The organism is Mariniphaga anaerophila, assembly GCF_900129025.1.
Lineage (GTDB): Bacteria > Bacteroidota > Bacteroidia > Bacteroidales > Prolixibacteraceae > Mariniphaga > Mariniphaga anaerophila.
Genome location: NZ_FQUM01000001.1, coordinates 532,929 through 549,059, shown reverse-complemented (window position 1 = coordinate 549,059; position 16,131 = coordinate 532,929). Strand labels below are relative to the sequence as shown.

Sequence of the window (16,131 nt, the reverse complement as noted above, 5' to 3'; positions counted from 1 at the left end):
GGTTATTTTTTTGTATTCAACACCGGGGTGATGGTAATTCCCGAACTTTTATCCGGACGGGGAATTTGCATTAAATCGCTCAATGTGGGAACCAGATCTATGGCGTTGTATTGTTCCGAAATGTATTGAGGTTGAATTCCTGCGCCATAAAAAACAAGTGGAATGTGCGATTGGTCGGTGAAATTTACCTTTTTAAATTTGTACGAAGGTTGCCAGCCTTCTTTCAATAAATACAAAAAGTCTCCGGAGCGGTTTTTTACATACGATTTATCAAGGGTTGCCAGCAATCCGCTTGTAGAGCTTCCCTGTTCGAGCTGGTAAGCAGTCATTGAGAGTTGAACGCCTTCAAACTGGTTGAGGAAATTTGATGCCTCTTCCTGCATTTGGTACAGGTCGATTTTGTTTTTCTTGATTAAATCGTGGTTAAGATAAACCTGCAGGTTCGAGTCGTATTCAATCCAGTTGCCCTCTCCGTAAGTAATATTGAGGTACGAAGTAAGCAGGGCCAAAGCGCTCTCGGGAGAAAAATGGTCGACCGGCAAATGAAATTCTTCTTTCAGGTAATCGACCGGATACGACGCAGAAGTGTTGGCGGTCAGGAAAAATAACACGTTTTGCTTTCCGAATTTTTTCTCAGCAACGTTTATCACTTCTGCAATGTATTTGTCGAGGTAGAGGTAGCTGTCCTGCATTTCGAGAGAAGCAGGCCCGAACGAACCATTTTCGTAATCCATTGAAGAGAATACAAACGTGGCAAAGTCAGTATGATCATCTTGTCCGAAGGGTACGTTTTCGAAAAGCTTAAGCGCAAATTCCTTTACAATTTCGTTTGCATAAGGCGTTGTTTTAATCGGAGTGAGCAACTCTGCCTTGCGGGTGTATTTTCCGATGGTGTGCGGAAAAGTGTTCCAGTTGTCAAAATAGCCTTTTTCGAAAATGTAATTGTCCGGAAGGCTTTCTGTGTACTCTTTTTCAGGCCGCAACGTTACCCAGTTTTGGTAGCTGTACCTTTCGCCGTAATTTTCGCTGTTAAAGTCGCGCACCCAGTCCGGAAAAGTGCTGATGTAAAACGAGCTGGAAACCATTCTTCCTGTTTCCGGGTCGTACCAGAAAGCTCCGTCGGCTGCGTGGCCTGCAGAAAAAATTGAAGATTCGCGGTTCATGGCAACACTGTAAACCAGTGATTTTCCCTGCGAAAATATTTTGAGGTTATCAGTTATTGTATTCGAAAGCAGTTTCTTGGGCGATGCATTTCCGTACTTGGAATCGGCTCCCACGGTAAAGTAATAATCGTCTTCGGTGCATTCGGCTTCTTTGCTACGCAGCCTGTCGTACCAGGTTTTTCCCACTATGCCGTGAGTTGACGGATTTACCCCCGTAAAAAGAGTTGCTGTTCCGCTTGCGTAATTTTGGTAGTGCTGGGTTAATTTGATGTTGGTACAAACCGCTCCCTGCGAAAAAAGCTTTTTAAAACCGTCGGGCTGAAACTTATTCCAATAGCGTTGAACGTAATCGGGGCGCATGTTTTCAATTACCAGTCCAACTACTACTTTGGGTTTAGTATTGTTGTAGTCCGAGGGTTGTTGTGCACATACTCTTCCAAAAAATATCAGGAAAATAATCAACGAAAAAACTCTGTACATAATGCATTAATTAGGCCGCCTAAAGTAACAAAGTCTCGGCTTAATTCAAACAAAAGAAAAGCAATGAAATCACTTTCGTAATGTTTTGGCTCCGTCTGAAAATTGCTCCACGTTTTTTTTTACTACCAAATGCGGCTTTCCGAAAAGCATTTTTATTACTGAAGTCTTTTCGAACAGTCTATTTCTATTTCAGACAAAAAAATCTTTTCTTTGCACCAAAATTGACGGGATGGAAAAGAAACGTGTGAATGTAGTTACGATGGGTTGCTCTAAAAACCTGGTGGATTCTGAGGTTTTGCTGAACCAGTTGGAGCGTGGAAAATTTGAAGTGGTTCATGATTCCAATGAAACAGGGTTTGATGCTGTTTTTGTAAATACCTGTGGTTTTATTCACGATGCAAAGCAGGAGTCCATTGATATGATTCTTGATTACGTGGATGCCAAAAAGCGGGGCGACATTGGAAAATTGTACGTAATGGGATGTCTTTCTGAAAGATATCAGAAAGAATTGGAGCAGGAAATTCCGGAAGTAGACAGGTACTTTGGTAAGTTCGATTTGAAAGCCATGGTAGACGAGCTGAAAGTAACCTACCAGCCTGAACATATTTACGAACGAAAAATAACAACGCCGTCGCATTACGCATATTTGAAAATTGCCGAAGGTTGTAACCGTTCGTGCGCGTTTTGCGCCATTCCAATGATGACCGGGAGACATAAATCGAGACCCATTGAGAGCCTGGTTAAAGAAGCACAATACCTGGCGAAAAAAGGAACCCGTGAAATTCTTCTCATTGCGCAGGAGTTGTCGTATTATGGCATTGACCTGTACGGGAAAAACCGGTTGCCCGAGCTGATTGAGCGAATTTCGGAGATTGAAGGAATAGAGTGGATTCGGTTGCATTATTTGTATCCGACCAAATTTCCGTACGAGATTTTGCCGGTTATGCGCGACAATCCGAAAGTGTGCAAATACCTGGATATGCCGCTGCAACACATTTCCAACCCGGTGCTGAAAAATATGCTGCGCCACGTTACCCGCGAAGAAACAGAAGCGCTTATTCATCGAATAAAAGAGGAAGTTCCGGGAGTAATTCTGCGCACAACAATGCTGGTTGGTTTCCCGGGAGAAACAGAGGCTGATTTTCAGGAATTAAAGCAATTTATTATCGATACAAAGTTTGAACGGCTGGGCGTTTTTCCCTATTCTAACGAGGAAAATACCTACGCCGCCAAAAAGTTCGAAGACGATGTGCCGGAAGAGATTAAACAGGCTCGTGCCGATGAAATAATGGAAACGCAGCAGCAAATATCAGCCGAATTAAATCGCCAGAAAATAGGGCGGGTTTTTAAAGTAATAATCGACCGGAAAGAAGATGATTACTTTGTTGGCAGAACAGAATACGACTCTCCGGAAGTAGACGGAGAAGTATACATCTCATCTTCTTCGGAACTGGAAAAAGGAAACTTTTACCAGATAAAAGTTACTGCTTCCGGAGATTACGATTTATTCGGAGAAGTGGTTGGTTAATTTGCTATTTCCCAAATAAATAAACGATTGACAACTGTTGTTGCTGATCCAAATCGTTCCAGTTAATAAGGTGAAAGGAGAGGTTAAACGAACCTTTAATTTTTTCGTGGTTAATAAAATACCAGATAACATCTGTGCGCCAGTAGTTATCCTGCCTGTAAAAGCGGTCTCCATCTTTAAACTGATGCCCTTTTCCTGAATGCAGAACCGATTTTATTCCGTAGTTTTTGTAACGGGCGCGGGCTTCTGCAAATAAGCTGGTGGCGTTTTTAAAACCATTGGTTACGCTGCGCTCGCGAAACGATGAACCTAAAATTCCTGCTTTAATAAACCCGTTTACCGCAGAGTTTTCAGAAGTACGCACACCGGCCTGGAGTGCAAACCCCATGTAATCTTTTATGTGATCGTTAGGAAGCGGAATGCCCGGGCCTGCATCGTGAAACATAAGTAAATAGTTTTGCAGGAACAGGTTTTTCTGGAAAATTTCGCCGGAAAATCCTGCCGTAAAGTTTTCCCGTTTTACATCAGTCTGGCGGCTCACCCAGTCCACAAAACCGTTTTGGTGACCCCAGTCCCAGCGCACTTCGCCAAATAAACCCTCAATGTTGGGACGGTAATAAAGTAACGTGTCGGTCATCATAACCAGCGGAAAATCTATGCGTCCGCGCCGGGGAAATGATCCGAACAGAAAATCTTTTTGCTCGTCGGAATATTGATAATACAGTGTGAGTTTTGGCTTGTGGTAATCGAGGTCGCTTCCAAATTCGAGCAGTTGGCTCAGTCCGCCACGAACCCGGTGGTTGTCCATTTCAATTCCCAGCTCAAATGCGCCGCGGCTTCCTAAAATGGTTTGTGGGAGTGCTTTCCCGCTAAAATATTCGCGGTTATCGCCAATTCCTTCAAACAGAATCTGGTATTCAAAATTTTGTGAAACTCCGGCAAAAGGGAGCATCCAGAATAAAATATAAATAAGCTTTTTCATTGTCCTTTTTTTTCGCAAGCGAAAGTAATAAATCATTTGTTAACCCGATAAAATAAGGTCATTCAATCAAATATTTTTATTTTCGGGGAAATTTAAAATAACAATTATGGCCGTTCTTAAATTTGACGAAGTGCCCTACGAAAAAGTGAAAGAAGGACTTCAGCGAAAAATTATCCACACCGATAACCTGATGTGTGTGTTAATTGATTTTTCCAATGGCCCGTGGGACGAACCCGAGCCGCCCCATTCGCATCCGCACGAGCAGGCTTCGTACGTGGCAGCAGGTGAGATTATTTTTTATTGCGAAGATGAGCCGGAGCAGCATCTGAAAGCGGGTGACATGTACGCGGTTGCGCCAAATAAAAAGCACATGGTAAAACTCCTTACCAAAAATGTTAGGTTAATTGACAGCTTTACGCCGTTGCGCGAAGATTTTTTGTAAAAAGCGAAGGCGTTATTTTGAGGCGAACTTGGGAGGAGGCTTGGAATCAGAAATTGTAAACCAGCGTTACTCCCTTTTGGTTGCCCAACCGAAACGGGAAAATGTCGAATCTCTGCAAATGTTCGTTATCCCATTTGTACTGATGAGTGAGGTAAACCAGCTCGGTAGATAAAATACCGATTCCGGCTCCTGCTATTACATCAGATACCCAGTGGGCACTTTTTGCAACGCGCATGTAGGCTACTGTGGCCGCACTGGAATAAGCCGCAACGCTGTACCACGGACTTAATTCCCCAAACTCTTTATGCATGAAATGGGCAAACATAAATGCCTTGGAAGTGTGTCCCGACGGGAATGAGCGCACCCCGCCGTTGGGACGTGGTTCGTTTACCCGGTATTTTAGCTGGTCGGTTATCAACCCGTTGAGTAAAAAGCTTTTTATTAGCAGTGCGGTGCTGTTGCCAAAGTTGTTTTTCCCTTTTATTCCCAGTGCGTTAAAAACGTAAACCGCAACTCCCGGTGCATATTGCAGATAATCATCTACAGTGCCGTGGTATTCCAGATTTTCCTGCATAAAATCGCGCACATTAGTTTTGGCTTCCGTAGCAAAATGTAAAGCTGTTCCGCCGGAGATTAGCACGGCAGGAGCTATCCATGGTTTCAATCCTCGCTTTTTGTCCGGATAGCGGAAATTAAGCCGATGGACGGAATCTTCGCGGTGAAAATAATAGGCTGCATTCGTTTTGAAAGAGCTACTACTATTGTCAAGTCTTTCTTTTGTTGCTGCATTTTTTTCTTCGGAAAAAGCGTGAGCAGAAAGTGGATAAACGGCACCGCAAATAAGGAGTTGCAGAAATATCAGGATCCGTAAAAAAGGTAAATCCACTTTATCCGGAAATAGCTTTAATAAACTGAATGGAGCGTTCGTTAAACACGTCGGGCTGATCGAGGTTGCAAACATGACCACTGTCGCTTATTACTTCGAGTTTCGAGTTGAAGTGTTTTTTTACCAAATCGGAAACCATGGGCAGAAACATGTAGTCGCGGTCACCCATCAGATAAAGCACCGGCGCCGAAGCTTCTTTAACAATGAATTCCTGCAAGGCAAGCCGAATTTCGTCTGACATTCTGAGCCATTTTTTGAATTCTTTTTCTCCCAGCCGAATGGCTTCCCGAATAAATAGATTACGGGATTGCGTATTCTTTTTTGAAGGAATTAAAATCCATGCGTTTAGCCGGTAAAGCCACATGTAAGGAAGAATGGAGTTGAGTAACTTGGCAATACTTACCAGAACATTTATTTTTTTGCTGAATTGTACCACCGCACCTCCCAAAATAATTGATTCGGCTCTTTCCGGAGCAAGCTTGTCGATGGCCCTTATTACAATGCATCCCAGGGAAATGCCCACAAAATGCGCTTTCTCAATTTCAAGGTGATCCATGGTTTTTACCACGTCGAGCGCAATCTCGTCGAACCGGTACAGCTCTTCTTTTGAATAGTTCGCTTTTGACTTTCCGTGGCCACGTAAATCTACCAGCAGCACGTTAAAATACTTTTTGAAATCACGCAGTTGCCGGAACCAGACTACATTGCTGCCGCCTGCTCCGTGTACAAAAACCACCCAGGTTTTTGACGTTTTATGTCTGAATATTTTATGATACAACATCGGGCTAAAAATATACAATTAAACATTAACCACCAATTCCCCGAATTGTTGAATGTGAAAAGTCTATTTGTGATTGATTCTTTTTATGTGTTTCAGGAAATTAAATCGTTGATTGTCATGTCATTTTAAATGCTTTGTTCTGATGTAATTTGGCTGAAATAATTCACGACTAAAAATATGAGAATCTTTTTTGCCGGTTAAAATGCATCAAGGAAGCGGCTGTATTTCTTTAATGAAATCTTTTTTCAGAACCAGAAATGTTATTCATTCCAAACTTTGCTCAGTGCTTTAAAGCATTCTGCCGATTTATCTGTTTTTCCGGGCTCGGCAGTGCCCTGGTAGCTTTTCATGAAAATCTCTACAGATCCCCAAACCGTTTGGAGCATCCCGTAGTATTTTGGTTTCATCTCGTTTGTGGCACTGTTAATAAATGTCCGTGTCATTTTTTCCTGTTCTATTGCATTGTTTGCATTCTGCCACGGGCAGGTGAGTACCCCGAAACCTTTTGACGCAAATAAAAAGGCAGTGGGGTCGGGGCGTTCGTAGTGCCAGTCGCAAATAACCACGTCTTTCGGTATCATGTCAATGGCACGGTGGGTGTTGTTGTAACTGCCTTCCCATAGTCCTATTCCGGTCGTTTTTCCGTCAATCAGCCTGTCTCCCCACATCCACAACTCGGTTCCGGATTTAGCCAGATGATCCCTGATTTTTGTGACTTCGCCAGCAAAAAGATCGGCGTTGTCGTGCCCGTAACAACGGGGACAATCTTTGTGTCCAATGTAGAATACTTCATCAAGGCCGGCATGAAATGCATCGGTTTCAAACGCTGCTACAATTTCATCCACCAGAGCAAAAACCACTTCGTGCACATCGGGGTGCAAAGGACAGTAACTTTTGCAATACAAACCGTCAGAATTCGGCCATTTGTATTCGCCCGGTTCCGGAAGTTTAATGTCAGGTGTTTCGTCAAACTCAGGATAAACCTCCAGTAATTTTCCGGCTGTACTGTGCCACGACTGGTGCCCAAATAAATTGATTTGTGGAATAAGCCTGATGTTATTTGTACGGCAAACAGAAACCAATTTTTTTATGTCCTTTTTTGTGAGTGGGTTGTTGCTCCGGAGTTCGGGGTGCGACTCGTATTCGTATCCCCAGTCCACTCTTAATACCAACAGGTTGAGGCCGGATGGAACCAGCTCATTTTCAATAAAAGTGGCAAATTCATCTACCAGATTTGGCGGAGGAGCCGCAATGCAAAGTCCGCGAACAGGGTAGGGCGATTCGGCGCGTAAAAATCTTATGGAGAATACAATTAAAAGGAAGATAAAAAGAAGACGTTTCATGGTGTAGTTGTTAAAAATGAAGAAAGTTAACAAACTTTGTTTTATTCGATATCTTTTTCCAGAAGTTCGATTACACTAATTGTTTGAAAAGGCCCTTTTGATGCAGGTACTTTGTTCATACTCACGTGAATGAGCATTCTTTCGGGTTCAAACAATGTGCATTGTAAATTTTTATTGGGCTGGCGGGCTGCGTGCATGGCTTCCTGCAAGTGTTGCATATTAAAGTTCCCGTAGTACTTTCGTGCCGTTAGCAGAAGAGCTGTAAGGCGTCCGTCATTTTCCACTTTCTCAAACATACCCGAGGAGTAGAAGTAGTTTGTTGCAGCCAGAACGCCTTTGTTTCCTTCTCGTAATGTAAATTTTGTTTGTCCCAATTCTGCAACAATTGCTTCGTTTTTGTCGGCGCACATTACGTTTATCGGGATTACGTGTTTCCGGGCAGTGAGGTAGTCAATCATTTCCCGTGCAGAGTTTTGTGTTTCTGCCGCGGTCTGCATGAGTAATTGTATGGGCAATCCGTTTTCGTCTTCTTTGTTTTCAATTCCGTTGTACACAAGCATGTTTCCGTAACAAACGCCCTTTTCGTTGATTCCGGTAAATGCTCCGGCTAGCCCCAGAAAAGATGATGCAACGGTTGCGTACCCGGTAGCAGGATGCTTAACCACAATAATTCCAAGGGCTTTGTTGATTTTTTTGAATTGGTAATCAGCATTTCTTCCCATCAGCAGTTTTCCGTCTTCGGAGGCGTCGCCCCAAACTGCCAATACACTGCACGAAACCCTTGGAACAGCATTAATAGCAAGTAATTTATAGTAATCGACACCGGAAGATACAGACATTCCTTTTACAAATTCCAGGGTTTCAGAAGGTAATTTGTCTTCTGAATTTTTGGCGATGTTTATGTATTCGATTTGTTTGTTTTCGGGGAAAAACTTGTCAGTAATGTAATCCAGCCCTTCCAGTTGTTTTTTGAGAATTGAGCCGTATTGATGTCCCATTTCTGCCGCAGTGCCGTATAGATGAATTACAGGAAAAGAGTGGTGGTATTCAAGGCGGGGAGTTCCTTTCGGAGCCTGACTAAATTCGTCCCATTCGGGATCGAGCACCGCATTAAACGCGGTGTACATTTTGCATCCCGACAATAGCCAGAGAGAGAGTATAAATATGATTGGAAACCTGAGGATTTTTTGAGTCCTCAGGTTTCTATATGGCCGGTTCATTAAAAATCGGTAAAATCCCATTTTCCGCGAATCGGACGTGAAAGCATCATGTCTGCCCATGCATCGCCGGTGAATTTTTCGGCGGCCGGATTCCACAAAAGTGGCCGTTGCAATTCGTAAGCGATGTTGATAATGTTACAAACAGACGCCGTACGATGTCCTACTTCCACATCAGAAATTGGTTTGCTGCGGTTTTTCATCGCATCTACCCAGTCCTGGTAGTGGTTGTCGCTGAAATATACCCTTTGGTCGGTTTCTTTTAAATCAGCTTTTGCCAGTTGTTTATTTGGGAATGTTCTCAGAAAACTGCGGCTAACCTCAATTTTTCCTTCCGTTCCGATAAACTGAACGCCGTTTCCGTCGTCTTTGCCACCCCACAATTTATGGTTGACACGAACTCCGTTTTCGTAAACCATGGTTAATCCGTGCGTTTGTGCCGGCATTTCAGGAGGAAGGAACCGCACCGGGCCAGATTCGTCCATTCCCAACGCCCACTGTACAATGTCGAACATGTGAGCGCCCCAGTCAGTAATTAAGCCGCCACCAAAATCGCGGTAGCCGCGCCACCATGCCCATGGGCCTTTTACGTCAACAGGCGCCAAAATTTCGTTATAGCCGCGGTAAAGCGATGGTCCAATCCATTCGTTCCAGTCGAGTCCTTCAGGAACCGGCTGCGTTGGTAAATCACATTGTACTACCGGTTCGCCTACGCTTACATTCACCTCTTTTATATCGCCAATGTATCCGTTTCTTACCAGTTCTACTGCATGGCGGAAGTCTCTCCACGACCGCTGCATGTTACCGGTTTGGAAAACACGGTCGTATTTACGGGTTGCGTTTACCATGGCACGGCCTTCAGCAACGGTTAGCGCCATCGGTTTTTCGCAATAAATATCTTTTCCTGCTTTTGCAGCATCAACGGCCATTTGGGCGTGCCAGTGGTCGGGAGCAGCAATTACCACCGCGTCGATGTCTTTACGTTCGAGTAATTCGCGGTAATAATGGTAACTGTCTACTTTGGTATTTATACCTTTTTTCGAGTTGTTTTTATTGGCAGCATCAACAAACAGGTCGAGTTTGCTTTTGAAAACATCACACGCCGCAAGAATAGCTGTTTCCTTGCACTCTCCAATATTGTTAAGCAGTGTATAAACCTGTTTTCCTGTTCCGATGTAACCCAGGTTAACCCGGTCGTTTGCTGCAACAAATCCTTGTCCCCCCATTACATGGCGCGGAATAATTGTGACCGCTGCTGCGCCGACAGCTGCCTTTCCAATGAAATTTCTTCGATTCATTTTGTACTTTTTTTGATTTAATTGATTTGTAAAAAGCTAATATTTTTAGTTTGCAATTTTTGCGTTTTTAGCACACCTGAACCCTGTGTTAAACAGCGATGTTTCTTTGGAATTTCCCGAACGCCCGCTTACAGAAAAACTATCTTCCCCGTTTTGATCGAAAAAGAAAGAACCTCCGCGAATTACCTTAACATTTTGGTCCGCCCGGTGTGGCTCGCTGCTCCCCGGATAAGGTTTGTAAACATCGGCACACCACTGCCAAACATTTCCTCCCATGTCGGTCAGCCCAGCCTCGTTTTCGCCGAAAACTCCCACCGGAGACGTAAATAAATATCCATCGTTTGCTTGCGGTGCATTTATTTCGCCCTGCCAGGTGTTGGCAAAATACCGGCCGTTAGCAGAAACTTCGTTTCCCCAACTGAATTTTTCGCCTGAATTTTTTCCGCTGCGGGCTGCGTATTCCCATTCGGCCTCGGTGGGTAAACGTTTTCCGGCCCATTCTGCGTATGCCGCGGCATCGTTCCAGCTGACATGGGTTACCGGATGATTTTTGTCGGGCTCCGGTCCGGACGACCCAAAAGGTTTACTCCACATTGCTCCGGGTAAAAGTTCCCAGGCTTGTTTTTCAAGGTCGAAAACACCTGAGTCTCCAAACTTTTCGGCGTCAGTTTTAAAACCTGTTGCCTCAACAAAGGCGCTGAATTGTTCTACCGTAACCGGAGTTTTATCGATGTAAAACGGTTCGATTTTCTTTTCATGAACAGGCTTTTCATTGGGTAGTCCGGTTTCGGAACCCATGAAAAAAGAGCCTGCTTCAAAAAGAATCATTTCTCCTGTGTTTTTGGCCTGTTCTTTTTTTGAATGATTTTGATTGTCAGTTGATACTGATTCTTTCTGCACTGGGGCACCTGCCTCTGCATTTTTGGTTTTCGCTGTTTTTTGTGATTTGTTGCCCGAGCAGGCAGCAAGTATGAAAAGAAGTATTATTAAAGTTGGTTTGCTCATTTTGTTTAATTGGAGATGTAAAAATGGGAGTTTTTATTTTTTGATCAAAATGAAAAATTTCTTTTGAATATTTTTTTACGATCTGAACATTGGTTTTATGATCTAAATGTTCTGTTCTGTTTCGAATTTCGTAGCTTCGCATAGAAAACAGAAAATATTTCTGAGAATATTACTTAAGCGACCCTTTTATCTCGAAAAGTTAAACTTGAAGCATTTGCTTAAGTGTTTGAAATGGCCACTCTGGTGAACTTGGGTGGCCATTTCTCTTTTGCTCATTCTATCATATTTGAAGATGTTTTTATACTTTTGAAGGAAGCTGGTCTGGCAGTTTGGCCGGGCTGTAATTTTATTTGGGAAACATGAAAAAAGCAAGGGTACAATCGTGTTTAATTTTTCTATTTTTTTCGCTGGTTGCATTTCCTCAATCCTATTCGCTGGAGATTAGAATTAAAAACCAACCTGAAAGCAAAATTGTGCTTGGAACATTGAGCGGCGAGGTTTTTACTGCCGTTGATTCCGTTGAGTACAGCCGTTTATTCATGCAAAACGAGAAAGGTGTAAAAGTTGCGAAATTTAATATGCCAGCCGATTTTCATACTGGAATGTACCGCCTTGTTTTTGGGCAAACCACTTATGCAAAAGTGATGGGCGAATCGCCGCAACAGCTGGACTTTATTTTCAATGCAAAAAACATTGTTTTTGAAACAGATTTTAAAGCGCCCGCAGACAGCTTGATTGTTATCCAATCTGAAGAGAACCGGGTGTGGTTCGGCTTTTTGAAAAAAGAGAAAGAGTACCGGAAAAAACTGAATTTGCTTGAAGATGAAGTCGATTATCTGCAGATGCAGTACGGTAAGGCAAAAGAGTCAGGCGAAAGCAGTTCTGCAATAAATGGAATTGAGGCCAAAATGGCTCAACGGGCAAATGCATTTAACCAGCTTCAAATGGAGAAAAACAGTTTTATTGAGCAAGCTGTTGAGGCAAACAACACACTTTTTGCAAGCCGGTTAATCGGGTTGTATCGCGAACCATTCCGCGACGGTTTTTTATCCCGGCATGAACGGCTGGAATACTTTCAGCGGGGGTACTTCCGATTTTTTGATTTTTCCGACCAATCGCTTATTAACTCCAACGTAATTACAGACAAAATTTTTGAGTACCTGGTAACATACAACAACAAGAATTTTACTAACGAGCAACGGGAAATAGCTTATATAAAAGCAGTTGATGTTATCATGAACAGTGTAAAAAAGAGTGTGAATGATAATACCGCCAATCCGGTTTATCGTTTCGTCTTAAATTACCTGATAACCGGTTTTGAGCGTCTCGAAATGAAAGGTGTTTTGGTTCATATTTCTGAAAAATATTAAAAAGCCGCTTTCATTTAAATGTATTTTTTTTGTGAAAAAAGGACGGACGATATTTTGTGATTCATAGTTGCCTCATTCACAGAAGAAATAATTTTCGTTTTTAATGTGTGGATATATCTGTGCACATTTTACGAACAAACTTCGAATATTTTATACTAATTTTACCTCGATTTTGGTGCCGCACTTTCCATTTTCGGAAAACGGTGAAAAGGGAATCAGGTGAAAATCCTGAACAGACCCGCTGCTGTAAGCTCCGCCAAAGTCTTTGAACAATACTCAATTCCACTGTTTGTCAGTTGACGAACGGGAAGGGCGTTTCAAAGATGGAGTAAGTCAGAAGACCTGCCAGAATAGTTAGTTAGAGGCTTTCGGGAAATAAAGCCGGTGACAGACAAATGCAGAACTCTATGATTTGCCCGTGTTTATCCCGATGTTTAGATTTTCGAAAGCTGTTTTGAGTTGAAAAATTAGAAGGGCTTTTTATGTTTTATGTCAAGCATCTTGGGATAGTTGTGTTGCTGTTGGCTGTAACCAATGTATTTTCTCAAAGCAGGTTGGATAGTGTTCAGCGTCTCAATGAAATTGTTGTGATTGCCAAACGCTACAAAGAAATTATTCCCGCTCAAACGCTGAAAGGAGCGGAACTGGAGCAATTGAACAGTTTTTCTGTTGCCGATGCCATTCGTTTTTTTTCGGGCGTTCAGATTAAAGATTACGGCGGAGTTGGCGGAATAAAAACCGTGAATATCCGAAGTATGGGCACCAATCACATGGGCGTATTTTACAACGGAATTCAGCTTGGAAATGCTCAAAACGGCCAGATTGATTTGGGAAAGTTTTCGCTGGAAAATGTAGAGGAGATTTCTTTGTACAACGGGCAGAAAAGTGAGATATTTCAATCTGCCAAGGAGTTTGGTTCTGCCGGAAGTATTTACCTCACCACCAAACGTCCCCGTTTCGAAAAGGGAAAAGATACCAATGTAAAGGCGAGCATGCGCACCGGGTCGTTTGGGTTGTTCAATCCGTCGGTGCTTTACGAGTACAAAATCAGCGAAAAAATCAATACAACTTTTAATGTTGAATGGATAAATGCCAATGGCAAATATAAATTCCGGTACCGGCGGGTTACGCCTTCCGGAGAGTTGGCTTACGATACCACTGCCACCCGGCAAAACGGTGATATTGATGCGGTGCGAATGGAGGGCAGCCTCAACGGTTACCTCGAATCGGGCATGTGGAAAGTTCATGTTTATCATTACGCTTCGGAACGCGGAATTCCGGGAGCTATCGTAAATAATGTGTGGCGCAGAGGTGAACGTTTGTGGGATAATAATTCGTTTGTACAGGGGGTTTATCAGCAGGATTTGACGCCGAATTTCAGTTCAAAAGTAAATGTGAAATACGCCGCCGATGTTACGCATTATATTAATAACGACGATAAGCTGATACACGTAGATAACATTTACAAACAGAAAGAGGCTTATTTTTCGTGGGCCAACAAATACGCGTTACGCAGGAACTGGGACGTTTCCATGGCATACGATTTTCAGTGGAACGGGCTTTCTGAGTTTGTTGATGTTTCGCGCGTTACACACTGGCTGTCGGCAGCTACTGCTTTTACTGTGGCCGACCAGTTGAAAATTCAAGCCAGCATTTTGGAAACACTGGTGAACGAAGAAGACCGCCAGCGCGACGATGTTCCCAATAAACAGGTGTTTACTCCGGCAGTGTTTATGTCGTACCAGCCTTTTAAAAAACATGAAATTGTATTTCGGACTTTCTACAAGAAATCTTTTCGCATGCCAACGTTTAACGATTTGTATTACACCGATATGGGTAATGCTTTTCTCCGCCCGGAATATGCCGAGCAATACAATATCGGAGTTTTGTACGATACAAATCCGCAGAAGCAGTGGTTCGAATCTTTTCATTTTGGAGTTGATGCCTATTACAATTACGTAAAAGATAAAATTGTTGCTTATCCCAAAGGCCAGCAATTCCGCTGGACAATGCTAAATCTTGGCGAAGTGGATATTCGCGGTGTTGATTTAACAACCATGGCAACTTTTCTGCTGCCTAAAGATTTAAAACTGACTGGAAAGTTGCAGTACACGTATCAGGAGGCCATTGATATTACCAATCATGCCGATACGTATTACCGCCACCAAATTCCGTACATCCCTTGGCACAGTGGTTCGGCAATTGCAATGCTGGCCTGGAGAAACTGGTCGATGAACTACAGTTTTATATACGTGGGTGAACGCTACAACCAGCAGGAAAATATTCGTTACAACTATACCCAGCCCTGGTACACCAGCGATGTGTCGTTTTCAAAACAGATGAAATTGAATTCTTTATTGCTGAAATTTTCAGCTGAAATAAATAATCTGCTGAGTCAGGATTATGACGTGATACTCAATTATCCGATGCCGAAACGAAATTACCGTTTTCTAGTGAGCATCGAAATTTGAAAATTCCAATGATGAACCGGTTTATATACATATTAGTTATTGCTACTCTGCTTTATTCGTGCCGGAAAGACGAACTGGTAGTTCCTACGGAATACGAGATTCTGCCCATGGAAATCAATTCGGATACCGACCCCGTAGGAATGTATGTTTTGAACGAGGGAAACATGGGAAGCAACAAAGCGTCCATCGATTTTGTGGATTTTCGAAATGCTTATTACGTGCGCAATCTGTACGCCGAGCGTAATCCGAATATCATAAAAGAACTGGGCGATGTGGGAAACGACATTCAGATTTACGGCAGCAAATTGTATGCAGTCATCAACTGTTCGCACAAGGTTGAAGTTATGGATGCCCGCACCGGAGAACGCCTTGGTCAGGTAGATGTTCCCAACTGTCGTTACATTCGTTTTCATCGTGGAAAGGCTTACGTGTCGGCATATGTCGGGCCGGTTGCCATCGACCCCGATGCGCAACTGGGAGCCGTTTACCGCATCGACACCACGTCGTTGCAGGTAACAGGTAAAGTAACTGTTGGTTACCAGCCCGATGAACTGGAAATTATGGGCGAATACATTTATGTTGCCAATTCGGGCGGATACCGCGTCCCAAATTACGATTATACCATTTCGGTAGTGGAAATGTACGCTATGAAACAAGTGCAAAAAATTCCGGTAGGAATTAACCTGCACCGGTTGCGCAAAGACAAATACGGCAAATTGTGGGTTTCGTCGCGAGGCGATTACAAAACAATTCCTTCCCGGCTTTTTGTGCTGGCGCGTAAAAATCAGAATTCGAACGAGATGGTGGTAACCGATACTCTCGATATTCCGTGCAGCAATATGTGCATACAAGGCGACTCGCTTTATTTCTACAGTACCGAGTGGAATGAGCAAAGCGAAGAAAACGCCATTTCGTACGGGATAATAAATGTGAAGACAAAAGAATTGATTACCAGTCATTTTATTACTGACGGAACCGAAAAGGATATCACCATTCCCTATGGATTAAAAATTAATCCTGAAAATGGAGATATCTACGTTACCGATGCTAAAAATTATGTTTCCAGCGGGGTGGTACATTGCTACAACCGCAATGGAAAGCGAAAGTGGAGTGTGCGCGCGGGTGATATTCCTGCCCACATGGTTTTTCTGTTTAAAAATTAAGC

General features: G+C 43.1%; 13 protein-coding genes and 1 riboswitch. Of the genes, 5 read left to right on the top strand and 8 right to left on the bottom strand.

What is annotated here, in order from left to right; genetic code table 11:
* Positions 1-2: 2 nt before the first annotated feature.
* Positions 3-1,643 (bottom strand): alkaline phosphatase family protein, encoded by a 1,641-nt coding sequence (locus tag BUB08_RS02145; protein ID WP_072998478.1) that lies wholly within the window; start codon positions 1,641-1,643, stop codon positions 3-5.
* Between the two features lie 229 nt (positions 1,644-1,872).
* Between BUB08_RS02145 and rimO the strand changes: the two genes are divergently transcribed.
* Positions 1,873-3,171: a 30S ribosomal protein S12 methylthiotransferase RimO gene (rimO, locus tag BUB08_RS02140; RefSeq protein WP_072998477.1), complete on the top strand. Its 1,299-nt coding sequence runs from the start codon at positions 1,873-1,875 to the stop codon at positions 3,169-3,171.
* A 4-nt stretch (positions 3,172-3,175) separates the two neighbouring features.
* Here the strand turns inward: rimO and BUB08_RS02135 are convergent, their stop codons facing one another.
* Positions 3,176-4,153: a hypothetical protein gene (locus BUB08_RS02135; protein ID WP_139249585.1), complete on the bottom strand. Its 978-nt coding sequence runs from the start codon at positions 4,151-4,153 to the stop codon at positions 3,176-3,178.
* A 106-nt stretch (positions 4,154-4,259) separates the two neighbouring features.
* On the opposite strand from BUB08_RS02135, the gene BUB08_RS02130 reads away from it, so the two are divergent.
* On the top strand, positions 4,260-4,595 hold the full coding sequence (locus BUB08_RS02130; RefSeq protein WP_072998473.1) for a cupin domain-containing protein: 336 nt from the start codon (positions 4,260-4,262) through the stop codon (positions 4,593-4,595).
* Positions 4,596-4,641: 46 nt separating this feature from the next.
* Here BUB08_RS02130 and BUB08_RS19970 read toward each other — a convergent pair whose 3' ends face one another.
* The 6 genes from BUB08_RS19970 to BUB08_RS02100 form a co-directional block, all read right to left on the bottom strand.
* Positions 4,642-5,481, bottom strand: coding sequence for a phosphatase PAP2 family protein (locus BUB08_RS19970; protein ID WP_175549921.1), 840 nt, complete (start codon positions 5,479-5,481; stop codon positions 4,642-4,644).
* 1 nt (position 5,482) lies between these two features.
* Positions 5,483-6,262 (bottom strand): alpha/beta fold hydrolase, encoded by a 780-nt coding sequence (locus BUB08_RS02120; protein ID WP_072998471.1) that lies wholly within the window; start codon positions 6,260-6,262, stop codon positions 5,483-5,485.
* Positions 6,263-6,522: 260 nt separating this feature from the next.
* Entirely contained in the window at positions 6,523-7,605 is a 1,083-nt protein-coding gene (locus BUB08_RS02115) for a family 20 glycosylhydrolase (protein ID WP_072998470.1), read from the bottom strand.
* Positions 7,606-7,646: 41 nt separating this feature from the next.
* Positions 7,647-8,732 carry a C45 family autoproteolytic acyltransferase/hydrolase gene (locus BUB08_RS02110; RefSeq protein WP_072998468.1) on the bottom strand — a complete coding sequence of 362 codons (1,086 nt, stop codon included), beginning with the start codon at positions 8,730-8,732 and terminating at the stop codon, positions 7,647-7,649.
* A 92-nt stretch (positions 8,733-8,824) separates the two neighbouring features.
* Complete coding sequence (locus tag BUB08_RS02105) at positions 8,825-10,120, bottom strand: Gfo/Idh/MocA family protein (RefSeq protein ID WP_072998466.1); 1,296 nt, start codon at positions 10,118-10,120, stop codon at positions 8,825-8,827.
* Between the two features lie 45 nt (positions 10,121-10,165).
* The gene (locus BUB08_RS02100) at positions 10,166-11,125 is read right to left on the bottom strand and encodes a formylglycine-generating enzyme family protein (RefSeq protein WP_072998464.1); all 960 of its coding nucleotides are present in this window, start codon (positions 11,123-11,125) and stop codon (positions 10,166-10,168) included.
* A 359-nt stretch (positions 11,126-11,484) separates the two neighbouring features.
* Between BUB08_RS02100 and BUB08_RS02095 the strand changes: the two genes are divergently transcribed.
* From BUB08_RS02095 to BUB08_RS02085, 3 genes are all read left to right on the top strand, one after another.
* Positions 11,485-12,495: a hypothetical protein gene (locus BUB08_RS02095; protein WP_072998462.1), complete on the top strand. Its 1,011-nt coding sequence runs from the start codon at positions 11,485-11,487 to the stop codon at positions 12,493-12,495.
* A 156-nt stretch (positions 12,496-12,651) separates the two neighbouring features.
* Positions 12,652-12,859, top strand: a riboswitch (cobalamin riboswitch).
* Between the two features lie 118 nt (positions 12,860-12,977).
* Positions 12,978-14,966, top strand: coding sequence for a TonB-dependent receptor plug domain-containing protein (locus BUB08_RS02090; protein WP_072998460.1), 1,989 nt, complete (start codon positions 12,978-12,980; stop codon positions 14,964-14,966).
* Between the two features lie 8 nt (positions 14,967-14,974).
* Positions 14,975-16,129 (top strand): YncE family protein, encoded by a 1,155-nt coding sequence (locus BUB08_RS02085; protein ID WP_217651530.1) that lies wholly within the window; start codon positions 14,975-14,977, stop codon positions 16,127-16,129.
* The last annotated feature ends 2 nt before the right edge of the window (positions 16,130-16,131 follow it).